20 protein-coding genes are annotated in these 21,823 nt (G+C 74.1%); 8 read left to right on the forward strand and 12 right to left on the reverse strand.

Annotated features, from left to right (window positions below):
- Positions 1-292: 292 nt before the first annotated feature.
- The 3 genes from Q5530_RS22165 to Q5530_RS22175 are packed head-to-tail and all read left to right on the forward strand — an operon-like array spanning position 293 to position 3,323.
- The gene (locus tag Q5530_RS22165; RefSeq protein ID WP_415364868.1) at positions 293-1,384 is read left to right on the forward strand and encodes a Gfo/Idh/MocA family protein; all 1,092 of its coding nucleotides are present in this window, start codon (positions 293-295) and stop codon (positions 1,382-1,384) included.
- Positions 1,381-2,499 (forward strand): dihydrodipicolinate synthase family protein, encoded by a 1,119-nt coding sequence (locus tag Q5530_RS22170; protein WP_415364701.1) that lies wholly within the window; start codon positions 1,381-1,383, stop codon positions 2,497-2,499. The genes Q5530_RS22165 and Q5530_RS22170 overlap by 4 nt, the downstream gene beginning before the upstream one ends.
- Positions 2,496-3,323 carry a sugar phosphate isomerase/epimerase family protein gene (locus Q5530_RS22175; protein ID WP_380632964.1) on the forward strand — a complete coding sequence of 276 codons (828 nt, stop codon included), beginning with the start codon at positions 2,496-2,498 and terminating at the stop codon, positions 3,321-3,323. The genes Q5530_RS22170 and Q5530_RS22175 overlap by 4 nt, the downstream gene beginning before the upstream one ends.
- Positions 3,324-3,600: 277 nt before the next feature.
- Here Q5530_RS22175 and Q5530_RS22180 read toward each other — a convergent pair whose 3' ends face one another.
- Entirely contained in the window at positions 3,601-4,638 is a 1,038-nt protein-coding gene (locus Q5530_RS22180; protein ID WP_415364702.1) for a serine hydrolase, read from the reverse strand.
- A 102-nt stretch (positions 4,639-4,740) separates the two neighbouring features.
- On the opposite strand from Q5530_RS22180, the gene Q5530_RS22185 reads away from it, so the two are divergent.
- Positions 4,741-5,448 carry an SDR family oxidoreductase gene (locus Q5530_RS22185; RefSeq protein WP_415364703.1) on the forward strand — a complete coding sequence of 236 codons (708 nt, stop codon included), beginning with the start codon at positions 4,741-4,743 and terminating at the stop codon, positions 5,446-5,448.
- 212 nt (positions 5,449-5,660) lie between these two features.
- On the opposite strand, the gene Q5530_RS22190 is transcribed toward Q5530_RS22185, so the two are convergent.
- The 3 genes from Q5530_RS22190 to Q5530_RS22200 form a co-directional block, all read right to left on the reverse strand.
- On the reverse strand, positions 5,661-8,546 hold the full coding sequence (locus tag Q5530_RS22190) for a glycoside hydrolase family 9 protein (protein ID WP_415364704.1): 2,886 nt from the start codon (positions 8,544-8,546) through the stop codon (positions 5,661-5,663).
- Between the two features lie 348 nt (positions 8,547-8,894).
- Positions 8,895-9,395, reverse strand: coding sequence for a carboxymuconolactone decarboxylase family protein (locus tag Q5530_RS22195; protein ID WP_415364705.1), 501 nt, complete (start codon positions 9,393-9,395; stop codon positions 8,895-8,897).
- A gap of 164 nt (positions 9,396-9,559) precedes the next feature.
- Positions 9,560-10,339 (reverse strand): AraC family transcriptional regulator, encoded by a 780-nt coding sequence (locus tag Q5530_RS22200; protein WP_415364706.1) that lies wholly within the window; start codon positions 10,337-10,339, stop codon positions 9,560-9,562.
- A 146-nt stretch (positions 10,340-10,485) separates the two neighbouring features.
- Here Q5530_RS22200 and Q5530_RS22205 point away from each other — a divergent pair, with 146 nt between their 5' ends.
- A complete protein-coding gene (locus Q5530_RS22205) occupies positions 10,486-11,553 on the forward strand; it encodes a glycoside hydrolase family 19 protein (protein WP_415364707.1) in 1,068 nt (355 codons plus the stop codon).
- Positions 11,554-11,593: 40 nt separating this feature from the next.
- Here Q5530_RS22205 and Q5530_RS22210 read toward each other — a convergent pair whose 3' ends face one another.
- Entirely contained in the window at positions 11,594-12,184 is a 591-nt protein-coding gene (locus Q5530_RS22210) for an alpha/beta fold hydrolase (RefSeq protein WP_415364708.1), read from the reverse strand.
- Positions 12,185-12,555: 371 nt separating this feature from the next.
- Between Q5530_RS22210 and Q5530_RS22215 the strand changes: the two genes are divergently transcribed.
- Both Q5530_RS22215 and Q5530_RS22220 read left to right on the forward strand, forming a co-directional pair.
- The gene (locus tag Q5530_RS22215) at positions 12,556-13,305 is read left to right on the forward strand and encodes a lytic polysaccharide monooxygenase (RefSeq protein WP_415364709.1); all 750 of its coding nucleotides are present in this window, start codon (positions 12,556-12,558) and stop codon (positions 13,303-13,305) included.
- A gap of 71 nt (positions 13,306-13,376) precedes the next feature.
- Positions 13,377-13,955, forward strand: a complete 579-nt coding sequence (locus Q5530_RS22220; RefSeq protein WP_415364710.1) for a DUF305 domain-containing protein — start codon at positions 13,377-13,379, stop codon at positions 13,953-13,955.
- Here Q5530_RS22220 and Q5530_RS22225 read toward each other — a convergent pair.
- From Q5530_RS22225 to Q5530_RS22250, 6 genes are all read right to left on the reverse strand, one after another.
- Positions 13,952-14,854, reverse strand: coding sequence for an RluA family pseudouridine synthase (locus Q5530_RS22225; RefSeq protein WP_415364711.1), 903 nt, complete (start codon positions 14,852-14,854; stop codon positions 13,952-13,954). The two genes, Q5530_RS22220 and Q5530_RS22225, sit on opposite strands and share 4 nt — an antisense overlap.
- Positions 14,855-14,962: 108 nt before the next feature.
- Positions 14,963-16,123 (reverse strand): hypothetical protein, encoded by a 1,161-nt coding sequence (locus Q5530_RS22230; protein WP_415364712.1) that lies wholly within the window; start codon positions 16,121-16,123, stop codon positions 14,963-14,965.
- 259 nt (positions 16,124-16,382) lie between these two features.
- A complete protein-coding gene (locus Q5530_RS22235) occupies positions 16,383-16,994 on the reverse strand; it encodes a DUF4230 domain-containing protein (protein WP_415364713.1) in 612 nt (203 codons plus the stop codon).
- Positions 16,995-17,017: 23 nt separating this feature from the next.
- Positions 17,018-17,698 carry an SDR family oxidoreductase gene (locus tag Q5530_RS22240; protein WP_380632984.1) on the reverse strand — a complete coding sequence of 227 codons (681 nt, stop codon included), beginning with the start codon at positions 17,696-17,698 and terminating at the stop codon, positions 17,018-17,020.
- A 107-nt stretch (positions 17,699-17,805) separates the two neighbouring features.
- A complete protein-coding gene (locus Q5530_RS22245; protein ID WP_415364714.1) occupies positions 17,806-18,954 on the reverse strand; it encodes a terpene synthase family protein in 1,149 nt (382 codons plus the stop codon).
- A gap of 464 nt (positions 18,955-19,418) precedes the next feature.
- Positions 19,419-19,712, reverse strand: a complete 294-nt coding sequence (locus tag Q5530_RS22250; protein ID WP_415364715.1) for a hypothetical protein — start codon at positions 19,710-19,712, stop codon at positions 19,419-19,421.
- A 187-nt stretch (positions 19,713-19,899) separates the two neighbouring features.
- On the opposite strand from Q5530_RS22250, the gene Q5530_RS22255 reads away from it, so the two are divergent.
- Complete coding sequence (locus tag Q5530_RS22255; RefSeq protein ID WP_415364716.1) at positions 19,900-20,319, forward strand: hypothetical protein; 420 nt, start codon at positions 19,900-19,902, stop codon at positions 20,317-20,319.
- A 159-nt stretch (positions 20,320-20,478) separates the two neighbouring features.
- Here Q5530_RS22255 and Q5530_RS22260 read toward each other — a convergent pair whose 3' ends face one another.
- On the reverse strand, positions 20,479-21,753 hold the full coding sequence (locus Q5530_RS22260; RefSeq protein WP_415364717.1) for a helix-turn-helix domain-containing protein: 1,275 nt from the start codon (positions 21,751-21,753) through the stop codon (positions 20,479-20,481).
- Between the last annotated feature and the right edge of the window lie 70 nt (positions 21,754-21,823).

Consider the following 21,823-nt stretch of genomic DNA (forward strand, 5'->3'; position numbering starts at 1 on the left):
GGTTTTCGGCGACGGAGCGGCCGAGTGCCGAACAGATCCGGCCGAATCCGTGAAGCGCCTGGTCGGAACGTATGACAGGTGGATGACGAGGTCATGTCGCGCGGTCCTGAACGCTGAACTCACCCGTTCTGGACGTACGACACGGGGGTCCTGGACGTACGACTCGCGCGGGGTGGGTGTTGACGGTGGGGGGTGGGGGTCGTAGGTTGTGGAAAGCGCTTTCCGGGTGAAGTGGGGTGGGCTGGTGGCGGTGCGGGCGGTTGGGGTGGCGCTGAACGGGGTGACCGGGCGCATGGGGTACCGGCAGCACCTGGTGCGGTCGATCCTGGCGATCAGGGAGCGGGGCGGGATCAGGGTCGGCGACGACCTGCTGGTGCCCGAGCCGGTGCTGGTGGGGCGCAACGCGGACAAGCTGAAGGAGATCGCGCAGCGGCACGACCTGCCCCGGTGGACCACCGACCTGGACGCGGTGCTGGGCGACCCGGAGGTGGGCGTCTACTTCGACGCGCAGGTGACCTCCGCGCACGTCTCGGCGCTGTCCAGGGCGATCGCGGCGGGCAAGCACGTCTACAGCGAGAAGCCGGTGGCCGCCACCCCCGGGGAGGTCGAGGAGCTGGCGCGGCTGGCCGACGCGGCGGGCGTCAAGCACGGCGTGGTCGCCGACAAGCTCTACCTGCCCGGCATCCGCAAGCTGCGCAGGCTCGTCGACGGCGGGTTCTTCGGGCGCGTCCTGTCGGTGCGCGGCGAGTTCGGCTACTGGGTCTTCGAGGGCGACTGGCAGACCGCCCAGCGCCCGAGCTGGAACTACCGGATCGAGGACGGCGGCGGCATCGTCGTCGACATGTTCTGCCACTGGAGCTACCTCCTGGAGGGTCTGTTCGGCCCGGTGGAGGCGGTCACGGCGCGTGCCGTCACGCACGTCCCCGAGCGGTGGGACGAGCGGGGCGAGCGGTACGCGGCCACCGCCGACGACGCGGCCTACGCCATCTTCGAGCTGGCCGGCGGCGTGGTCGCCCAGGTCAACTCCTCCTGGGCGGTGCGGGTGCACCGGGACGAGCTGGTCGAGTTCCAGGTGGACGGCACGCACGGCAGCGCCGTGGCCGGCCTGCGCGACTGCGTGGTCCAGCCCCGCGCCGTCACACCCAAGCCGGTGTGGGACCCGGACGTGCCCTCGGCCATCGACTTCCGCGCGCAGTGGCAGCAGGTCCCCGACAACGAGGTGTTCGACAACGGGTTCCTGGTGCAGTGGGAGGAGTTCCTCCGGCACGTCGACGCCGACGCGCCCTTCCGGCACGACTTCCGCTCCGGCGTGCGCGGCGTGCGGCTGGCCGCGCTGGGCCTGGAGTCCTCCCGCACCGGGCGACGGGTGGAGGTGCCCGCGTGACGACCGTCCGCCTGCCGCACCCCGACGGCGCCCACCGGGAGCACCAGCTGCGCGGCGGGCGCGCGTGGCGCCCCGGACCGTTCGCCTCGCGGGTCGCCTTCGCCGCCGCGCACGTCGTGGCCGACCCGCTCGGCGGCAACGTGCCCGGCGCGCCCGCCGCCCTGGACTGGGACGCCACCCTCGCCCACCGCGCCCGCCTGTGGGACAGCGGTTTCGGTGTGGCCGAGGCAATGGACACCGCTCAGCGCGGCTCGGGCCTGGACTGGGGCACGGCCGCCGAGCTGATCCGGCGCAGCGCGGCGGTGGCCGGTGGCCGGCTGGCGGCGGGCGTCGGCACGGACCACGGCACCGAGGACCCGCTGACCGCCTACCGGGAGCAGCTGGAGGTCGTGCTCGACGCGGGCGCGCAGCCGGTCCTGATGTGCAGCCGCAAGCTCGCCGCCCGCGCCCGCGGCCCCGAGGACTACCAGGAGGTCTACGCGGCGCTGCTGCGCGACGCCGACCGGCCGGTCGTCCTGCACTGGCTGGGCACCGCGTTCGACCCGCTGCTGGAGGGCTACTGGGGCAGCACCGACGTGCCCACCGCCACCGGCCACTTCCTGGACCTGGTCAAGGCGTACCCGGACCGCGTCGACGGGGTGAAGGTGTCGCTGCTGGACGCCGGGCACGAGGTCGAGCTGCGCCGCGCGCTGCCCGAGGGCGTGCGCTGCTACACCGGCGACGACTTCCACTACCCGGAGCTGGTCGCGGGCGACGACCGGGGCCACAGCGACGCCCTGCTGGGCATCCTCGACGTCATCGCCCCGGCGGCGTCGGAGGCCCTGCGCGCCCTGGACGCCGGCGACCTCGCGCGCTACCACGAAATCCTCGAACCGACCGTCGCGCTGTCCCGGCACCTGTTCCGCGCGCCGACCTACCACTACAAGACCGGCCTGGTGTTCCTGAGCTGGCTGGCCGGGTTCCAGGACTCGTTCACCATGGTCGGCGGCCTCCAGTCGGCGCGGGACGTGGTGCACCTCGGCGAGGCGCTGCGGCTGGCCGACCTGGCCGGGCTGCTGCCCGACCCGGACCTGGCGGCGGCGCGCTGGACCCGGCTGCTGGGCGTGCTGACGTGAAGCTCTCGGTGAACCAGGCCACGGTCAAGCGGGCGTCGCTGCCCGAGCTGGTCGACGCCTGCGCGCGGCACGGCGTGGAGGGCGTCGGCCTGTGGCGCGAGCCGGTGCGCGAGCACGGGCTCGACCGGGCGGCGGCACTGGTCGAGCGGGCCGGGCTGACCGTGTCCTCGCTGTGCCGGGGCGGGTTCTTCACCGGCGAGGACCCGCGCCTGGACGACAACCGGCGGGCCGTCGACGAGGCCGCGGCGCTGGGCGCGCGGTGCCTGGTGCTGGTGCCCGGTGGCGTGAGCGGGCGCGACCTGGCGGGTTCGCGCGCCAGGGTCGGGGAGGCGCTGGGCGCGCTGGCCCCCTACGCCGCCGACGCGGGGGTGCGGCTGGCGCTGGAGCCGATGCACCCGGTGTTCTGCGCGGACCGCGGCGTCGTCTCGACCCTGGCCCAGGCCCTGGAGCTGGTCGGGCCGCACGACGGGGTCGGTGTCGTGGTCGACGCCCTGCACGTCTGGTGGGACCCGGCGCTGGAGGCGTCGGTGGCGGCGGCCGGCGCGGACGTCCTGTCCTACCAGGTGTGCGACTGGACCACGCCGCTCCCGGCCGACGTGCTGCTGGGCCGCGGCCTGCCCGGTGACGGGCACATCGACCTGGTCGGCCTGACCTCGCTGGTGCGCGCGGCGGGCTACACCGGGTTCGTCGAGGTGGAGGTGTTCAACGAGGCGGTGTGGGAGCTGCCCGCGGACCACGTGGTGGCCGAGCTCGTGAAGCGGCACGCCACGGGGTGGGAGCCGGTCGTGGACGGCGGCCACGACCGGCTGCCCGCAACCCCCTAGCGGGGGACTGCCCGCCCGACGGCCGGCGGCGGCGGTCGCGCGCGGTCGTCGGGGGTGGAGGGGTGGCGGGTCGGTCGTCCGCACCCCCCTCGGTGAAGAGGAGTGCGCGGCGGCCCGCTGGATACACCCGATTCGCGGATCCGCCGTGCCCGCCCGATCTACGGATCTGCCGTGCCCGCCCGGTCCCGGCGTACGAGCCCGGTCCCGGTGTCGACGAGCCCGGCTCCGGCGTCGACGAGCCCGGTCCCGGCAGTGGGCCGGGACCAGGCGCGGCCGGTCAGCCCCCGTTGCCGGCGCGGTACCGCGGGGCCCGGTAGGCGCGGCCGGCGTTGTTGGTGATGCGCAGCACCGAGTCGTACAGGCTGCGGCCCAGCTCGGCGCGGGCCCGCAGCGCCGGGTGGGTGGCGCTGTAGTTGTCCGCGTTCACCGCCTGGTCGCCGCGGAACCGGCCGGAGGCGAACAGGGCGAAGGTGATCACCGCCTTGCCGTTGGCGTCGAACACGATGCCCGCTTCGTTGCGGCCGTCGGCGTACCAGCCCGCCTTGGTGGCCACGTTCAGGCGCTCCTGCGACGACAGTCCGAGCCGGACGCCGTCGGTGAAGGAGGTCAGCGACCGCAGCACGGCCAGCAGGTGCCCGGTGGACGCGGGGGACAGCAGCTCGCCCGCCGCCAGCCGGTGCAGCAGGGTGAACGTCTCGCGCGGGGTGGTGGTACCCAGGAAGAACCGGTTCGGGTTGGCCACCGGCACGACCCGGGTGTGGACGAAGCCCTTCGCGCGCAGGATCTCGTTGAGCTCCAGCGCGGGCACGACCAGCCCGCACAGCCGCACGGCGGTGTTGTCGGAGACGGTCAGCAGGGCCGCCAGCGCGTGGCCGACGGTGACCGAGCTGGGGTAGGCGCCGTCGAGGCCGAAGATGCCGTCGGTGTCGTGGATGACGATGTCCGCGGTCACCTCGACCCGCTGGTCCAGGGTGATCAGGCCCCGGTCGACCTTGTCCAGCACCGCCACGGCCACCGCGACCTTGTTGACGCTGTACGCCTCGACGACCCGGTCGGCCTCGTCCGACACGGCCGCCTTGACCGCGCCGTCGGTGTCGGCCACCCCGATGTACGACGACCAGGTGCCGCCCGCCCACCAGGTCTGCTGCCGGTACTTGTGCGCGATCTTGAGCCGGGCCAGGTCGGCCGTCGTCGGGATCAAGGCGTCCCACTCCGCGTCCGTCTCCTGGGCCCGCGCGGGACCGGCCGTGCCGACGACGGCGGATGCCGCCGCGGCCGAGCCCAGCCCGAGCGCGAACCTGCGGTTGATGTCCATGTGCCCCCCTCGATCAGTGGATACGGCTCTATTACGCCACCACCGGCGCGGCGCGTTGCCTCGCCGCACCGGGGATGATCCGACCAGCGGTAACCTGCCGCCATGGGAGACGGGGTGTTCCTGGTCACGGGGGCCGGCCGCGGCATCGGCGCGGCCACCGCGCGGCTCGCGGCCCGGGAGGGCTACCGGCTGGTGCTGGCGGCGCGGGACGCGGCGGCGCTGGCCGACCTGGCGGCGTCGCTGGGCGGCCCGGACCGGGTGCTGGCGGCCTCCTGCGACGTGCGGGAGTTCGACCAGGTCGCGGAACTGGTGCGGCGGGTAGAGCAGGAGTGGGGCCGGCTGGACGTGGTGTTCGCCAACGCGGGCACGAGCGTGGTCACCTCGTTCACCACCGACGCGGGCGCGCCACCCGCCGAGTGGAGCGACATGGTGCTGACCAACGTGTGCGGGCCCGCGTTCACCGCCCGCGCCGCGCTGCCCGCGCTGATCCGCCACGGCGGGCACCTGGTGCTGACCGGGTCGGCGGCCGGGCGCGGGGTTCGGCCGGGGAACCTCTACGCGGCGACCAAGTGGGCGGTGACCGGGTTGGCGCAGGCCATCCGGGCCGAGTGCGTGGGCACCGGGGTGCGGGTCACGCTCGTGCAGCCGGGGCTGACCGACACCGGCGGCATCCCGCCGTCGCGCGCGGCGGACCCGAAGCTCGCGCCGGAGGACGTGGCGCGGGCCGTGCTGTACGCGGTGGGCCAGCCGCCGACCGTGGACGTCAACGAGATCCTGGTGCGGCCGGTGGGGCAGGACGCCCACCGGTGAGCCGGGCCGCCGGCTCCGCGGGCGCGGGCGGCGAGGACGCGGGACGCGGGACGCCGACGCTGGACGCGGGACCTGGGACGCGGGAAGCCGGACCCGGGCCGCCGGACGCGGGAACACCACCGGCCCCGGTCGCGTGAGGCGACCGGGGCCGGTGGCGGAGGGGATGGCCGCGGTGGGCGCCGGAGCAGCAGCACCCACCGCGGGTCACCGGATCAGCCCTTGGTGCAAGGCTGACCGTTCACCCGGAAGTCGGTCGGTTCGCCCGATCCCGACCCCGAGGAGTTGAACCCGACCTGCGTCGAGCCGCCGTTGGCGAGGTTGCCGTTCCACTGGAGGTTCGTCGCCGTCGCCGCTTGGCCGGACTGCGACCAGGTCGCCGACCAGCCCTGCGAGATCCGCTGGGTGCCCGGCAGGGTGAACTCCAGCTTCCAGCCGGTCCACGCCTGGCCGCTGGCGTTGGCGACGGTGATGTTCGCCGACATGCCGCCGCTCCACGACGTCGCCCGCCAGGTGATCTTGCAGGACCCGGCCGGGGTGTCGGTGGCCTTGGTCCGCACGGTCGTGGCGACCGACTGCGACTTCAGCCCGGCCCCGTTCTTGGCCACCACCGCCAGGTGGTAGGCGGTGTCGGGGGTCAGGCCGGTGAGCGTCGCCGACGGGCTGGTGACCGTGGTCAGCACCCGCTGGGTGGTGCCCTCGACCGACACCACGTCGTACCCGGCGATGCCGCTCTCGGCGTCGGTGGACGCGGTCCACGTCAGCTTCGCGCCGGTGGTGGTGATGTCCGACGCGGACGGCGCGCCGGGCTGCGACGGGGCGGTCGTGTCGACCGGCGGGGCCGTGGTGACCTTCTCCGCCGCCCAGTTCGCCACCCACGCGAACGCCGAGTTCCAGTTGATCGTGACCTCGTTGACCGAGTACGCCTCGATGTGGTCGACGAAGCACTTCTGCGGCGCGCAGCCCTGGAGCAGGCGGGCCGCGATCGGGTCCTGGAGGGCGCTGTTCGGACCACCGGAGAGCGCGCCGGGCGGCGCGGTCGGCAGCTCGGGGTCGAGCTGGTTGGCCCAGTGCCGGTGGTGGACGTTCTTCACCGGCTGCTCGCCGTAACCGGTGACGTAGGAGTACGACAGCGGGTTGCGGCCCAGGAAGTAGTGCAGCGCCTGGAACACGCCCTCGCGGTACTTGGCCTGGCCGGTGAAGTCGTGCGCCAGCGCGAGCACGGCCGTGTTGTTGGCGATCAGGCCGCCCGAGCCCCAGTCGTACTCGCCGGTGCGCGTCTTGTACGGCGCCGGGTAGCCCTGGCTCGCCATCTGGGTCAGGTGCTTGTCCGCGATCGCGACGAACGCGTTCTTGATCGCGGTCACGTCGGAGGCCGGCAGGCCGTTGGGCACCAGGGCCAGCGTGATGTCGCCCAGCGGGCCGGTGGCGCCCCAGTCGAAGCCGCGGTCGTCCAGGCTCGCGGCCCGGTAGTGCGGCGACGAGGTCAGGTCGGACCGGTAGGTCGCCTCACCGGTGGTGGTGAACAGCTCCGCCGCGGCCCAGTAGAACTCGTCGGTCACGGTCGGGTCGCTGTAGGAGCCGCCGCCGGTGCCGTCGTTCGGGTCGGCGATCTTGTTCGGGTTCGCCTTGGCCGCCGCGTACGCCTTCACGGCCGCCGCCTGCGCCTTGGCCGAGAACGTCGGGTCGATCGTCTTCCAGATGCGGGCGGCCTGGGCGGCCACCGCGGCCGTGTTCAGCGTCGCGGCGGTGCTGGTGTCCGACAGGCGCCGCGGCTGCGGGTCCTCGTGCGGCAGCAGGGGCAGGCCGGTCCAGTTCACGTCGTGGATCTTGTGGTGGACCATCCCGTTGGGCGCCTGCATCTTCAGCAGGAACTCGACCTCCCAGCGGGCCTCGTCCAGGATGTCGGGCACGCCGTTGGCGCCCTCCGGGATGCGCAGCTTGCCGTCGCCCAGGGCGGCGGCGTCGCCGATCAGCTTCGCGCGCTCGTAGGTGTTGAGCACCTGCCACGCCGAGATGCCGCCGTTGACGACGTACTTGCCGTGGTCGCCCGCGTCGTACCAGCCGCCGCGCACGTCCAGGTTGTAACCGCAGCTCAGGGTGGCCAGGCAGGGCACGTTGTTGTCGCCCTGGTTCGGCGCCACGTTGAGGTGGCCGGCCGGGCGGGCGTACGTCTCGCCGACGTACTGCGCCTGGATCTCGATGCCGCTGCGGTTGTGGTAGAAGTACGCCAGCGAGTCGTAGCGCAGCTTCGAGAACGCGGTCGTGCCGATGTCGAACGGGAAGCTGGTCTCCGTGCCGACGGTCAGCGCGTAACCGGTGCCCGGGGTGTCGAACGACGAGAAGTCGATCAGGTGCACCCGGTCGCCGGACGCCGCGTCCAGGCCCTTCGGGGTGGTCTGACCGGTGGCCACGGTGGTGCCCGCGGCGTTCTTCAGCGTCCACGTCTGGGCCGCGGTGGCGTCGGAGGTCAGCGTGGCGTGCTTGGTCAGGCCCGGCACGTACGCGACCTGGTCGACGTTGATCTTCTTCGCCGGCTCGTTCACGTCGCCGCCCGGCGGCTTCACGCCGCCGACCAGGGAGACGTTGTCCACGCAGACCGTGTTGGCCGCGGCCTGCCCGCCGAGCTGGAACGACGCCTGGCCGTTGCCCGCGTCGGGGAAGTCCAGCTCCGGGGTGAACGTGAAGCTGAACGACTGCTTGGTGGTCGTCAGCTGCACGGTGTGGGCGGCGATGCCGCGGTACGGGCTGACCGCCTCACCGAGGTTCGCCGTGATCGGCTGGGGGCTCGCGGCCCAGGCGTCGAACTTCATCGTGTACGACTGGCCGGCCTCGAACGGCACGCCGTTCTGGCCGATCAGCGCGTCCCACGGGTTCGCCGTGCCGCCGGGGACGGTCGCGCACAGCTCGCCGTTGACGACCCGGTTGCTGACCCCGGTGCCCGCCCACCACGGGTCGGCGCCGGCGCTGAAGTTCCCGTTGATCAGGCGCTCGTAGTCCGCGGCGTAGGCCGTACCGGACGCCAACGCGCCGCCCACCGCCACTAGGGCGAGGGCCGCGGTGGTCCGACGGCGCCACCGGGGAGAAGGAAGCGATCTCATGGACTTGGGTCTCCTCCGTCTGCTCTGACGGTTGACGACGCTTCTGGGAGCGCTCCCTGGGAGCGCTCCCAGAGACTCTAGGGTGAGCCCTCGCACATTCACAAGACTGAATTTGACCCGTGGTCAACCCGGCGTCACGCACCGTGCCGACCGGTGCGGCAGGTCCGGGTGCCGATTCCCGCCCGTCGCGGGGGCGCGGCGCGCGCCGGGCGCCTCCCCGCTCCGGGGGAGGGCGGGGTGGGCCGATCGGGCGCACCCGGGTGATCCGGTCGGGGTGTTCCCCCGGGGACGGGGAACCGGCCGGCGCGGGACCACCGCGGCGCCGGCCGGTCGTGGCGGAGGAGTCGATCAGACCATCCCGGCGTAGCCGCCCTTGACGAAGTGCTGGGCCATCGTGGCGTAGACCGCGGGGTCCTCGGGGGCCCACGTGCCCAGGCCGTCCACGTAGCGGTTCAACATGCAGAACGCGGCGGCGATGAGCACGGTGTCGTGCACCTCCAGGTCGCTCGCGCCCTCCTCCTTCGCCTTGGCGACCAGCTCCGGCGTCACCGCCCGCCCGCTCTCGGCCACCGCCGCCGCGATGTCCAGCAGCGCGTTGAGCTTCGCGGACCGCACGTGGTCGGCGGGCAGCTGGGCGGCGGCGAACGCGGCGTGGGACGAGGCGCAGAAGTTGCAGCTGTTGAGCTCGGACACGTGGGTGGCGATCAACTCGCGCTCGCCCCGGGACAGGTCGCTGGGTCCGCGCAGCAGGACCTCGGCCAGCTCGCCGAGCGGCCGGGCGGTGTCGGGCCGGTAGGCCAGCAGCCCGCCGATGCCGGGCCGGTCGTTGTTCAACTCGATGTACGCCATGCACCCCAGTGTTGTGAATCGACGACCGGGCCGGCGACCGTCGAACGGGTCACACCGCCCGGCCCGGCCCGTACCGGGCGTAGTCGCTGGTGACGCGTCGTCCGCAGGGGATGTCCGGACCACGCGGCCGGGAGGTCCTCCGCGACCCGGGCCGGCGACCCGCGTCAGGCGCGCGCCGCCCGCGCGTACACCGCCGGGGTGATGCCGTAGCAGCGGCGGAACCACCGGGTCAGGTGCGCCTGGTCGGCGAACCCCGTGGCCGCCGCCACCCCGGCCGGCGGCACGCCCGCCGACAGCAGGGCACGGGCCTCGCGCAGCCGGCGCTGGCGCTGGTGGTCGCTGGGTGACAGCCCGTACCGCGAGCGGAACGCCCGGTAGAGCGCGAACCGGCTCAGCCCGGTCACCCCCGTCAGCGCCTCGACCGGCACGTCCTCCGTCCAGTGCGCCTCCAGCAGGTCCCGGGCCGGGCCGGGGTCGCCGTCGGGGCCCGACCGGGGGCGCGGCGGCATCACGTGCGCCGCCATCGCGTGCACGGTCCGCACCAGCTGCTCGTCGCGGGCCAGCGCGGTGCCCTCGCGCAGGGCGGTGTGCAGGTCGCGCAGGGCGTCGGCGAGCGCGGGCGCGTGGCGCACCGGGTCGCGGAACAGCGGCGCCCGGGGCAGCAGGTCCGCGACCAGCTCCGGTCCGATGTGGATGATCCGGTAGGTGAAGCCGTCCTCGGTGGCGGGGTAGCCGTCGTGGACCTCGTCCGGGTTGAACGCGACCACGGTGCCCGCCGGGCTGGTGTGCGCCCCGCCCCGACACCGGAACGACTGCGCGCCCTCCTCTGTCACGCCGAACGAGTAGGCGTCGTGGCTGTGCCGGTGGTAGCGGTGCGAGGTGAAGTGCGCGTGCATCGCCTCCACGGGGCGGTCCGCCGCCCGCCAGTAACGGGTCCACTGCACACCCCCATTAGACCGCGTCCGTCCCCGGACAGGCCGCCGGACAAACGTAGAAAATGCTCAGGTTTCACCTTGACTGGTGTAGACCATTTCCGGTTGAGTGACCGTCAGTCACGTCCAGGGCGCTCAACGTCGAAATGAGTGATCACGTGTCGAGATTCCGCGTACTGGCGGCCGCAGTCGCCTTCGTCGTCGGGGCGGCACTGACCGTCTTCGTCGCCAACACCGCCTCCGCGGCGGCCTGTGCCTCCGCGTGGAGCCCGTCCGCCGTCTACACCGGCGGCATGACGGCCTCGCACAGCGGCCGCAACTGGCGGGCCCAGTGGTGGACCCAGAACGAGGCGCCCGGTTCGGCCGCGGTCTGGGCCGACCAGGGCACCTGCGGCGGCGGCACGACCCCGCCGCCGGCCTGCACGCACCCGAACTGGGTGCAGGGCCAGTTCTACGCCGCGGGCAGCATCGTCCGGTACACCAACGGCCTCTACTACATCGCCGAGCACGACAACCCGGGCTACGACCCCACCATCAGCACCTGGTACTGGGAGCCCTACACCTGCTCCGGCGGCCCGACCACCACGACCAGCACGCCCGCACCCGGCGGCTTCGTGGTGAGCGAGGCGCAGTTCAACCAGATGTTCCCGAGCCGGAACCCCTTCTACACCTACGCCGGCCTGACCGCGGCGCTGAGCGCGTACCCCGGTTTCGCCAAGACCGGCAGCGACACCGTCCGCCGGCAGGAGGCCGCGGCGTTCCTCGCCAACGCCAACCACGAGACCGGCGGCCTGGTGCACGTCGTCGAGCAGAACCAGGCCAACTACCCCCACTACTGCGACCCCGGCCAGCCCTACGGCTGCCCCGCCGGCCAGGCCGCGTACTACGGCCGCGGCCCGATCCAGCTCAGCTGGAACTTCAACTACAAGGCCGCGGGCGACGCGCTGGGCCTCCCGCTGCTGACCAACCCGTGGCTGGTCCAGAACGACGCCTCGGTCGCCTGGAAGACCGCCCTCTGGTACTGGAACACCCAGAACGGCCCGGGCACCATGACCCCGCACAACGCGATGGTCAACGGCTACGGCTTCGGTGAGACGATCCGCAGCATCAACGGCTCCCTGGAGTGCGGCGGGCGCAACCCGGCGCAGGTCCAGAGCCGGATCAACGCCTACCAGCGGTTCGTGGGCGTCCTCGGCGTGCCGGCGGGCAACAACCTGTCCTGCTGAGCGCGCCGTCCGGGGAGGGGTCGCGGCCGCGCGGCCCCTCCTACCGGGCCAGGTGCGCGAGCACGGCCCAGCCGAACGACCCCGGCGACGCCTCCCACGGCACGTGGCCCGCGCCGGGCAGCACGACCCGCGCCACGTCCGGCAGCGCGTCGGCCAGCACGTCCGCCGGCGCGCTGCCGGGCCCGGCCGCTCCCCGACCCGGGCCGCCGTCCACCGCGCCGCCCGCCGCGCCGGCCGCCGCGCCGTCCACGAGCAGCGTCGGCACGGCCAAGCCGCGGCACCCGGCGGGCGCCTCGCGCGGGCCGGTCGCCGAGACCGCGACGAGCGACGACACCAGCTCCGGGTTGGCCAGCGCGTAGCGCAGCGCCACCTCCGCGCCGCCCGCGTGGCCCAGCAGCGCGAAGCGGGACAGCCCGAGGTGGGCGCGCAGGGCCTCCAGGTCGGCGAGGGAGCCGGACCCCCGCTGCTCCCAGCGGATCACGCGCACCCGGGCGGCCAGCAGCCCGGCCAGCGCGTCGAACCCGTCCCACCACCCGCTGCCGCCGTGGCACAGCACCAGCGGCTCGCCGGCGCCCAGCTCGACCGCGCGCACCACGTGACCGCCGTTCGCGATGACCTCGTGCTCCTCCATGCCGCCAGTGTCAGCCAACCGCGCGGCGGATCACACCCGCGGGGCCGATCGGGCGGTGGCGCGCCCGCGCGCCGGTGACCGACCGCTCGGCGTTCGCGCGGTCGACCCCGTTCCGCCCGGCTCCGCGCGACAGCGCCTCGCGCACCGCGACCGGGACGGCGGACCGCGTTCCGGGATGTCCGTTCACAGTCTGAGGTACGGGTGGCTGGACCAGTCGGTTCACTCCCTTGACCCGGATGTCGTTCCCGATTATGGTCTAGACCACGTTGCGGTGCGTCATCCCCTCCTGACGCGCTGCATGATCCGGCCGCCGCGGACAACGGACCCTGCACCGGAGACCTCCCTGGGTCTCCTGCGAAGGAGCTGGACACATGAGCTTGAAACGCAAGCTGGCCGCGGTTCTCGCGGGCACCGCCGTCGCACCCCTGCTGGTCGTCGTGTCGGCGGGCACCGCGAGCGCCCACGGCTACATCTCCTCGCCGCCCAGTCGGCAGGCGATGTGCGCCCAGGGCCGCATCTCCAACTGCGGCCCCATCGTCTACGAGCCCCAGAGCGTCGAAGGCGCCAAGGGGCAGCAGAACTGCCACGGTGGCGTGGGCTCGTTCGCGCAGCTCAACGACGACAGCCGCCCGTGGCCGACCACGAGCGTGGGCAACAACGTGACGTTCAACTGGACGCTCACCGCCCGCCACTCCACCACCACCTGGCAGTACTTCGTGGGCGGCAGCAAGATCGCCGAGTTCAACGACGGCGGCCGCCAGCCCGCGCCCAGCGTGTCGCACAACGTGAACCTGGGCGGCCGCACCGGTCGGATCAAGCTGCTGGCCGTGTGGAACATCGCCGACACGCCCATGGCGTTCTACTCCTGCGTCGACCTCCAGGTCGGGTCCGGTGGCGGCAACCCGCCGACCACCACCACGCCCAACCCGCCGACCACGACCACCACGCGGCCGCCGACGACCACGCAGCCGCCGGTGGGCGGCACGTGGGCGCCCAACACCGCGTACTCGGTCGGCTCGCAGGTGACCTACGGCGGCGTCGCGTACCGCTGCATCCAGCCGCACACGTCCCTCGTGGGCTGGGAGCCGCCGAACACCGCGGCCCTCTGGCAGAGGGTCTGACGCGGTGACACACGCCCGCCCGCGCTGCCCTGTACGGCGCGGGCGGGCTTCCGGCTTCGAGGAGGACGACCTTGCGACGCCTCGCGACCCTGTTGGCCGGCCTGCTGGTGCTCACCGCCTGCGGCGGGGGCGACCCCGGCCCGCAGGCGGCCCCGCCACCGACCGCGTCGACCGCGGCGGAGACCGCCGAGTTCAACGACACCGACGTGATGTTCCTGCACATGGCCGTGCCGCACCACCGCGCCGGCCTGGAGATCGTGCGCCTGGCCGAGGAGCGCGACATCCGGCCGGACGTCAAGACCCTGGCCTCCGCCATCAAGGTCACCCAGCTGTCCGAAGTGGACTCCATGACCCAGTGGCTGGCGGACTGGGGTCAGCCCGAGTCCGCGGGTGACACCCCCGAGCTGCACGCCGGCCACGGCGGCGACCACTCGACCAGCCCGGAGGCCATCGCCGAACTGGCGGCCACCCCCGCCGCCGACTTCGAGACGGCGTTCCTGAACCTGCTCATCGGCCACCAGCACAACGCGGTCGAGATCGCGAAGCTGGAGCGCGAGGGCGGGGCCAACCCGCAGGCCAAGGAGCTGGCGAACCGGATCTTCGAGTCGCGCACGGCCCAGATCGCCCAGCTGCTCGGCTACCTGGGCTAGAGCTCCAGCCGCAGGGTGCTGGCGAAGCGCCGGTGCTCACCGGTCACCGGATCGGTGAACTCCAGCGCCTTCGCCAGCAACTGGAGCGGGTCGGTGAAGTCGTCCAGCGGCTTGTCCCGCAGCACGGGGTAGAAGTCGTCGTTGCGGATCGGCACGCCCAGCGACGCCATGTGCAGCCGCAGCTGGTGCGTGCGCCCGGTGGCGGGCACCAGCCGGTACCGGCCCCACCCGCCGCGGTGCTCGACCAGCTCCACGTGCGTCTCGGCGTTGACCGGGCCCTCGACCTCCTGCGCCGTGATCACGCCCTTGACCTTGACGATCCGGCTGGTCACCCGGCGCGGCAGCGCCAGGTCCGGCCGGTGCGGCGCGATCGCCTCGTACTCCTTGCGCACCAGGCGGTCCTTGAACAGCAGCTGGTACCGGCCGCGCAGCCGCGGGTCCACCACGAACATGATCAGCCCGGCGGTGACCCGGTCCAGCCGGTGGGCCGGGACCAGGTCCGGCAGGCCGAGGTCGCGGCGCAGCCGGACCAGGGCGGTCTCCACCACGTGCCTGCCGCGCGGGATGGTGGCCAGGAAGTGCGGTTTGTCGACCACCACGATCGCGTCGTCCCGGTGCACGACCCCGATCGCGAACGGCACCGGCGCCTCGTCGGGCAGGTCCCGGTGGAACCAGATCCAGGTGCCCGGGACGAACGGGGCGTCCGGCGCGACCGGCCCGTCCAGGCCGTGGATGCGCCCCTCGGCCAGCATCGCGTCGATCCGCTCGGGGGCGACCCGGTGCAGCCGCTCCACCAGGTGATCGCGGACGGTCGCCCAGGGGCCCTCCGCGGGCAGCCGCAGGCGGGCGGGGTCGAGGCCGTGGCGCTGGGGGAGCGGTGGCCGGAGCTTGCGCCTCATCGGGCGGGCAGTCTACGCCCGCGCACCCTGCTCACCCGCCGGCCGCCCGCTCGCCCCGCTCGCCCGTCGCCCGGCCCGCTCACTCGCCGTCCGGCCCGCTCACCCTGCTCACCGCCCACTCAGCTCACCGTTCACCCCCCACAGCACTGCGCGGGCACCGCCGCCCACGAGCGTGAAGTCCCCGATCACCAGCCCGGACCCCGTCACCCGCCCGGCGCCGCCCGCCACCGCCCCCGCCGGCGCGGGCAGCTCGACCGGTCCGCGCCACCGGTCCCACCGGACCGGCCGGTCGACCGCGCCGTCCGCGCTCTCGCCGCTGCCCACCACCACGCCCCGGTCGTTGAGGTGCGCGGCGTGGCTGCGCCCGCCGCCCGGCAGGACGCCCAGGTCGGTGGCCCGCCCGTACCGGTCCCAGCGGGTGGCGCGCCCGCCGGCCTGGCCGACGACGACCCCGCGCGCGTCGACCGCCGTGGCGATGCCGTTCGCCGCGGACAGCGCGGTCACGCGACCCTCCCGGTCCCAGCGCACCGGGACGACCGAGTCCGCGGTGGCCGACTGCCCCGCGGCGGTCCCGTCGTCCGCGACGGCCACCGCGTTGTGCGCCGCGCCGCCCAGGCCCTCCAGCACCGTGACCCGGCCGTCGCCGTCCCACCGCAGCGCGACCACGCCCGCCCCGGTGTACGCGCCGCCCACGACACCGCCCACGTCGTTGACCCCGTTGACCCAGCTGCCGAGCGTGCCGGGCGGCGTGGGCAGCTCGGTGATCCGGCCGTCCGGGTCCCAGCGCACGGCCCGCTGGCCACGTCCCCCGGTGTCGGAGACGCCCGCCACCGCGCCGTCCTCGCCGATCTCCTCGGCCCGGCTCGTGGTGGCGCCCGGCAGCGCGCCGAGGTCCCGCACCCGGCCGGCGGGGTCCCACACGACGGCGCGCACGGTGCCCTCCGCGTCCTGCGCGTGGCCGACCACCGCGCCCCGCTCGTCGACCGCGTTCGCGGTGCCGACCGCGCCGCCCAGCGTGCCCAGGTCGGTGGGCGCGCCGGTGCGGTCCCAGCGCACGGCACGGCGCGGCGACAGCGAACCCCGGGTGGTCGAGAACCCGACGACCACGCCGGCCTCGTTCACGTCGGTGGCGAAGGTCGTCGCGTCACCCGGCAGGGGGCGCAGCTCGACCGGTGCGGTGGGTGCGGCGGTGGCCGGGACGGGGACGGTCAGCGCGGCCGCGGCGGCGGTGAGGGCGGACAGGACCAGGCGACGTCGACTGGCGGGCATGGGCGGACCTCCGGTGGGTGGGCGTTCACCACGATGCTCCCGCCCACCAGCGGTCCGGGGCCGGCGGCCGTCCGGCGGCTGGTCGCCATCGGTTGGCCGCGCCGGTTGGCTGCCGCCGGGCCGGTCGGCTGCCGTCGGGCCGGTTGGCTGCCGTCGGGCCGGTTGGCTGCCGCCGGGCCGGTCGGCTGCCGCCGGGCCGGTCGGCTGCCGCCGGTTGGCCGCGTCGCCCTGCCGCCGCGGCCGCGTCAGCCGCCGGCCGTCAGTCGGCCGCCGCGGTGAAGGTCGCCTGGTAGCCCAGCGCGCCGAACATGCCGGTCAGCATCTTGCGGGTGTTCTCCTCCGCCCGCCCCGCCAACCCGGAGTCGCGGGCCGCGTCGGAGATCTTCTGCTCCGCGGCCACGTAGAACGGCTGCTGGTCCTGCGTCTCCACCAGGGAGCTGAGCCGGTCGAGCAGACCCCGCTCCTGGGCGAACACGTAGCACCGCTCCTGCACCAGGTTCGGCTTGTCCAGCACCGCCGGCGGCAGCGCCAGCTCGACGGTCTTGGCCTCCGGCGACACCGTGAACGACTCCTCGGCCAGCCCGCCGAAGTCGACGTAGGCGTTGACCGTGCCCGCGGCCACGAACAGGGTCCGCTGCCCGGCCAGCGCGGACGGCACGAAGCGCACGTCGTTCTCGATGTCCAGCACGACCTGGAAGTCGCCCGCCGCCGCGTGGTACTGGCTCAGGTCGCGCAGCGACTGCAACAACGCCGGCTGGCTCCGGTCGATGGTGTCCGTGCCGAAGCGCGGTACCACCACGAACACCGACACCAGGGCCGCGACCGCCACCAGCACCAGGCCCGCCACCACCACACCCATGCGCCGCTTCATGCCGCACGAGTACCCAGCGGGAGCTACCAGGGAACCCGCTTCCCGTCCCGGAAGAAACCACCGGTGGGCCCGCCGTCTGGCAGCGTCGCCGCCCAGACCACGCTCGCCGCGCCGTGCTCGACCGGCCGCCCGCCGGGTCCGCCCATGTCGGTGGCCACCCACCCCGGGCACACCGCGTTGACCAGTATCCCGCGCAGCTCCGAGGCCAGCATCAGCGTCAACGCGTTCAGCGCGGCCTTCGACGTGCCGTAGGCGGGCGTGCCGCCGCCCATCGACGCCAGCGACGCGGCCTCGCTGGACACGTTCACCACGCGGGCGCGCCGCGAGGACCGCAGCAGCGGCAGCAGCGCCAGCACCGTCCGCCACGGTCCGTAGAAGTTGGTCTCCATGGCCTCGCGCACCACCCCCAGATCGGCCGAGGAGGCGTGCTGCCAGGGGTCGTAGTGGATGGCGGCGTTGTTGACCAGCACGTCGACCCGGCCGTACCGCTCGCCCAGGTACCCGGCCAGCCGCGCGACGGACCCGTCGTCGGTCACGTCCAGCCGGTGGTGGTCCACCCCCAGCTGATCGGCGACCGCCGCGGCCCGCGCGGGGTCGCGCGCGGTGAGCACGACGTCGTGGTCCAGGTTGACCAGCTGGCGGCACACCTCCCGCCCGATGCCGCGGTTCCCGCCCGTCACGACCGCCACCGGCGTCTCGCCCATCCCGCCTCCGTCCCTCGGGGCGGATTCTCCGGCACACCCGGGCCGCGCGCACCCACGCGGGACCGACTCGGTCAAGTGCGGCGGTCGGGCCCGGTCGGGGTCGCGCGTCACAGGTCGTCCCACCACCAGGCGATGGTGGGCAGCGGCAACGGGTCCGGGTTGTCGTCGGCGGGTTCGTCGGCCCAGCCCGGGGCCATCAGGCCGCGGTAGCGGGGCACCCCGAAGGCCCAGTCGTTGTTGCCGCGGATGGCGTGGCCCAGGCAGTCGAGGTAGGTCCGCAGGGCCACGCTGGCGGGCCGGGCGGCGACGACCTCGCGCAGCCGCAGGAACCGGGTCAGCACCCGGTCCCGCAGCCGCACGGCCTCCGCCACGGCCCGGTCGGGCGGCAGGCGGCAGTGGTGGGCCAGCACGTTCACCAGGTTCTGGTCGGTGTGGTGCTCCCCGGCCTCCTTGTCGTAGGAGTGGAAGTCGTTGTCCCACGCCGCCACCGTGATCGCCATCTCGGTCAGCGCCCGCACGGCGGGGGAGTCCATCTCCGCGCCGGGCACCTCCGGGCCGTTGGCGATCTCCAGCAGCGCGATGGTCGGCGCGCCGCCGCAGGTCTGGAGGCGCATCGCGGCGTAGTCGTCGAGGGTGGGCACGTGGCCGCGGGCGCGGTTGGCGACCTGCCACGTCGTCGCGAACAGCCACGCGCGGTGGGCGTCGGTGAAGCGCCGCGCCTGCGTGGGGGTGCGCAGCTCGTACACGTCGCGCACGATGTCCTGGACGGCCCGCGCGTACCGGTCGTCCACCGCCCCGCTCCACGGCGCGTCCACCGCGCGCTGCACGCGCGCCGCCATGGGCGGGAACGCCACGGGGTCGTCGCTGAACCGGCCCCCGTCGCAGCGCCGGTCGTCGAAGAGGAAGCCCCAGTACACCCACCGCACCGCGAGCCGGAGCCCGTCGTAGTCGGCGCGGGGGGCGAGCCGCGCGTAGAAGTCGGCGCTGTTGGTGCGCAGCAGGCGCTCGCGGGCCTCGCCGTCGGCGGCGAGGCCGATGCGGTCGACCCAGGCGAGGGCGTCGCGCTCGGCCTCGGCCGCGCGCGGGTGGACCGCTGCGGGCACCGGGCAGTAGAACGGGCGCAGGCTGATGGACGCCGGTGCGTCGACGGCGGTCACGTGCCGCCGCCCCGGAGCACGTCGTTCGACCGCGCGGCCCGGACCGTCCGCACAGGACAGTGCGGTGGCCGCGTGGAGGTGGCGGACGGCGTCGGTCATCGGTGGCTCCTGGTGCCGCGGGGGAGGGGTTCCCGGAGAACCGGGACGAGGGGGAACGTGCCCCACCCCCCGGTGCGGTTCAAGCGAATCGACGCCTTTCACGCCAGAGGTCCACACCGATCACACGGACGTGTGCGCACGATCCCGGGATTTCCGGGCAGGTGACGCTGCGCAGTGCCCGCGCGCCGTGCCTCCCACCGCACGGGGAGTTTTGCCGGGTGAAGCCGCTGGTGGGGATTCCGCGGTCGAACCCGAACGGTGACGGCGTGCCCGAGCGCGGTTGGCGGCCCGCCGCGCGGTGGACCGGCCCGGCCCCGGCGCTGTTCCCCACCTCCGCACTGGCGCACGACGACATCACGGACCGCTCGACGCCGCGCCGCCCCCTGGCTCCCGCCGGCTCCCGCCCCCCCAGGCTCCGCCTTCCGCCCTGCCTCCCGACCGCCCCCTCGGCTCCCCTCCGAACCTCAGGCCGACCGGTGGCCCTCCAGCGACAGGTGGTCCTCGACGGGGAAGGGCAGGTGGTCCGCGGCGGGCCGGTGCCGGTCGGGCGACTGCTCGGTCGTCGTGCACCACCCGCGCTCCTGGTGCCACCGCAGCACCGCACCGCGCTCGGTCACCATCCGCGCCTCGAACGGCTCACCCGGGTTGAGGTCGACCTCGACCCGGGCCACCACGACCCCGGCGTCCCGCAGGTGCTCGCGCACGGCGTCGAGGTAACGGGTCACGGCCACCGCGCTGCGAGAGCTCACCAGAAGCATCCGGTCACACCTTTCCGAGTCGTCACCTCCTCCATCGGCACGGCGCGAGCCGATCATCAGGGACCAAAGTCCTGATCCGGAGGGGACCGAAGGCCCGAACGCGCGACGGGCCGACCGGCCGAACCGGGTGGCGCGATCAGCCCTGAGGGGGTGGGTAGGGACGCCCCCTCAGGGGTAACTCCCCGTCATGCAGAGGGCTGACAACAGGCGACCGGACGGGGTGGACGACGCGACCGTCGAGGCGGTCGGGGCGTTGACCGAGGCGTTGGAGACCACGGAGCGGGCGCGGGGGCACCTGTTCTCGTTCCACCAGCTGACGGGCAAGGCGGACGCGGAGGCGCAGCGGGCCGTGCGGCTGCTGCGCGAGGCCGGGCACGACGAGCAGGCCGACCGCCTGGAGGCCGAGCTGGTCGGGCGCAACGTGATCCACGGCCGGTGGACGTTCCAACTCGTCGAGGACTACGACGACGGCTACTACCGCACGTTCCGCGAGTGTGAACGAGAGGTGCGCGACCAGCTGGCAGGCGGCGTCCGGCACCTGTACGAGTCCGAGCTCAAGGAGCGCAACACCACCCCAGGCCGGCCGGGCCACGAACTGAACCCCTGACCGCGAGTCGTACGTCCAGACCTGTCGTGTCGTACGTCCAGGACCCTCGAATTCAGCGTTCAGGTACCCCCGAACGGGTGCCAACCCCGTCGCGAACGTTGAACTCGGGGGTCCTGAACGTACGACACGGGGGGTCTGGACGTACGACTCGCGGGTGGGTCAGGGGTGGGGGTGGGGGTGGTTCAGGAGGCGGCGGGAGCGCAGGGCGATCTCCAGGGTCAGGCGTTCCTCCGGGTCGGCCAGGCGGTCGCCCAGCAGTTCCTCCAGCTGGTGCATGCGGTAGCGGACGGTCTGGGGGTGCACGTCCAGGCGCGCGGCGATCTCGCCGATCCCGCCCTGCGTCTCCAGCCACGCCAGCAGCGTGGTCTCCAGCCGCTCCCGCTGCTTGACCGTCAGGCCGGCGAACGCGGCCAGGGCCCGTTCGCTGAGCCGACCCACCAGGAACTCGTCCGACAGCAGCGCCAGCGTGGCCAGGTGGTCGTCGCACCAGGTCAGCGGCATGACGGGGAGGACGCCCCGCCGCACCAGGTCCAGCGCGCGCCGGGCGCACGCCAGTGACTGCCGGGCCTCGGCCAGCGGCACCGCCGGCCCCACCGCCGCCCGCCGCCCGCGCAGGTCCAGCCGCAGCCGTTCGGCCGGGTTGGCCACGACCAGGCAGGGCGTCGAGCTCTCCAGGTCCACCAGCACGTCGCGGCCCAGCGCCACCGGCGGCAGCTGGTGCTGGTCCTCGCGGTACTCCAGGGCCACCACGGCGACCCGCGCGGGCAGCGGCCAGTCCGTGGTCGCGGCGAGGTCCGCGACGGAGCGCGCCGACGCCGGCTGCTCGGCCAGCACCAGCTTGAGCAGCTGCCGCCGCCTGCGCTCCAGCGCGCCGCTGGCGTTGGCCCGCGCCTCGGCGTACCCGGCGATGGCGACCCGGCACAGCTCGTCGACCCAGGCGAAGATCGCGTCACCGACCAGGAACAGCGTGTCGGTGGGCACGCCCAGCTCGCGCCCCTGCTCGCTCAGGTGCCGCCACACCACGCGCGCCCCCACCCGCACGGCGGTCTGGAGCGAGTCCATGGTGCGGCCCTCGAGGTACTCGATCCGACCGCTGTAGCGCAGCACGGCCTCCCAGTCGCCCTGCGCCGCGTCGGGGTTGACGATGATGTCGAAGCACTTCGAGATGGCCATCTCGACCGCGCCGACCAGGACCTCGCGGAACTTGCCCTCCAGGGGCCGCGCGTACGCGGGCACCGCGCGGCGGATCTCCCGCACCGCGTCGCGCACCAGGACGCCGGCCAGCGGCGCCATCCGCTCGGCCAGCTCGGTCGGGACGCTCGCCCAGAGCTGCCGCGCCGCGCTGTACTCGCTCGCCGGGTGGACCGCCGGTCCGGTCGTCGTGCCCCCGGCGAACGTCCGCTGCCGCGCCAACCCGTTCAGTGAGATCGTCATGCTGCCGCCTCCGCATGCCGAAGCACCGCCTTGGGACTTCGCCCGATCGACAGTAAAATCAGCCGTCGCG

The sequence above is a fragment of the Saccharothrix sp. BKS2 genome (assembly GCF_047689505.1).
Classification (GTDB): domain Bacteria; phylum Actinomycetota; class Actinomycetes; order Mycobacteriales; family Pseudonocardiaceae; genus Actinosynnema; species Actinosynnema lopnurensis.

Excerpts from the sequence above, each read along its gene's own strand:
- Q5530_RS22165 (WP_415364868.1), top strand. The coding sequence starts at position 293 with ATGGGGTACCGGCAGCACCTGGTGCGGTCGATCCTGGCGATCAGGGAG.
- Q5530_RS22180 (WP_415364702.1), bottom strand. The coding sequence starts at position 4,638 with ATGGACATCAACCGCAGGTTCGCGCTCGGGCTGGGCTCGGCCGCGGCG.
- Q5530_RS22185 (WP_415364703.1), top strand. The coding sequence starts at position 4,741 with ATGGGAGACGGGGTGTTCCTGGTCACGGGGGCCGGCCGCGGCATCGGC.
- Q5530_RS22190 (WP_415364704.1), bottom strand. The coding sequence starts at position 8,546 with ATGAGATCGCTTCCTTCTCCCCGGTGGCGCCGTCGGACCACCGCGGCC.
- Q5530_RS22195 (WP_415364705.1), bottom strand. The coding sequence starts at position 9,395 with ATGGCGTACATCGAGTTGAACAACGACCGGCCCGGCATCGGCGGGCTG.
- Q5530_RS22210 (WP_415364708.1), bottom strand. The coding sequence starts at position 12,184 with ATGGAGGAGCACGAGGTCATCGCGAACGGCGGTCACGTGGTGCGCGCG.
- Q5530_RS22215 (WP_415364709.1), top strand. The coding sequence starts at position 12,556 with ATGAGCTTGAAACGCAAGCTGGCCGCGGTTCTCGCGGGCACCGCCGTC.
- Q5530_RS22225 (WP_415364711.1), bottom strand. The coding sequence starts at position 14,854 with ATGAGGCGCAAGCTCCGGCCACCGCTCCCCCAGCGCCACGGCCTCGAC.
- Q5530_RS22230 (WP_415364712.1), bottom strand. The coding sequence starts at position 16,123 with ATGCCCGCCAGTCGACGTCGCCTGGTCCTGTCCGCCCTCACCGCCGCC.
- Q5530_RS22235 (WP_415364713.1), bottom strand. The coding sequence starts at position 16,994 with ATGAAGCGGCGCATGGGTGTGGTGGTGGCGGGCCTGGTGCTGGTGGCG.
- Q5530_RS22240 (WP_380632984.1), bottom strand. The coding sequence starts at position 17,698 with ATGGGCGAGACGCCGGTGGCGGTCGTGACGGGCGGGAACCGCGGCATC.
- Q5530_RS22245 (WP_415364714.1), bottom strand. The coding sequence starts at position 18,954 with ATGACCGACGCCGTCCGCCACCTCCACGCGGCCACCGCACTGTCCTGT.
- Q5530_RS22250 (WP_415364715.1), bottom strand. The coding sequence starts at position 19,712 with ATGCTTCTGGTGAGCTCTCGCAGCGCGGTGGCCGTGACCCGTTACCTC.
- Q5530_RS22255 (WP_415364716.1), top strand. The coding sequence starts at position 19,900 with ATGCAGAGGGCTGACAACAGGCGACCGGACGGGGTGGACGACGCGACC.
- Q5530_RS22260 (WP_415364717.1), bottom strand. The coding sequence starts at position 21,753 with ATGACGATCTCACTGAACGGGTTGGCGCGGCAGCGGACGTTCGCCGGG.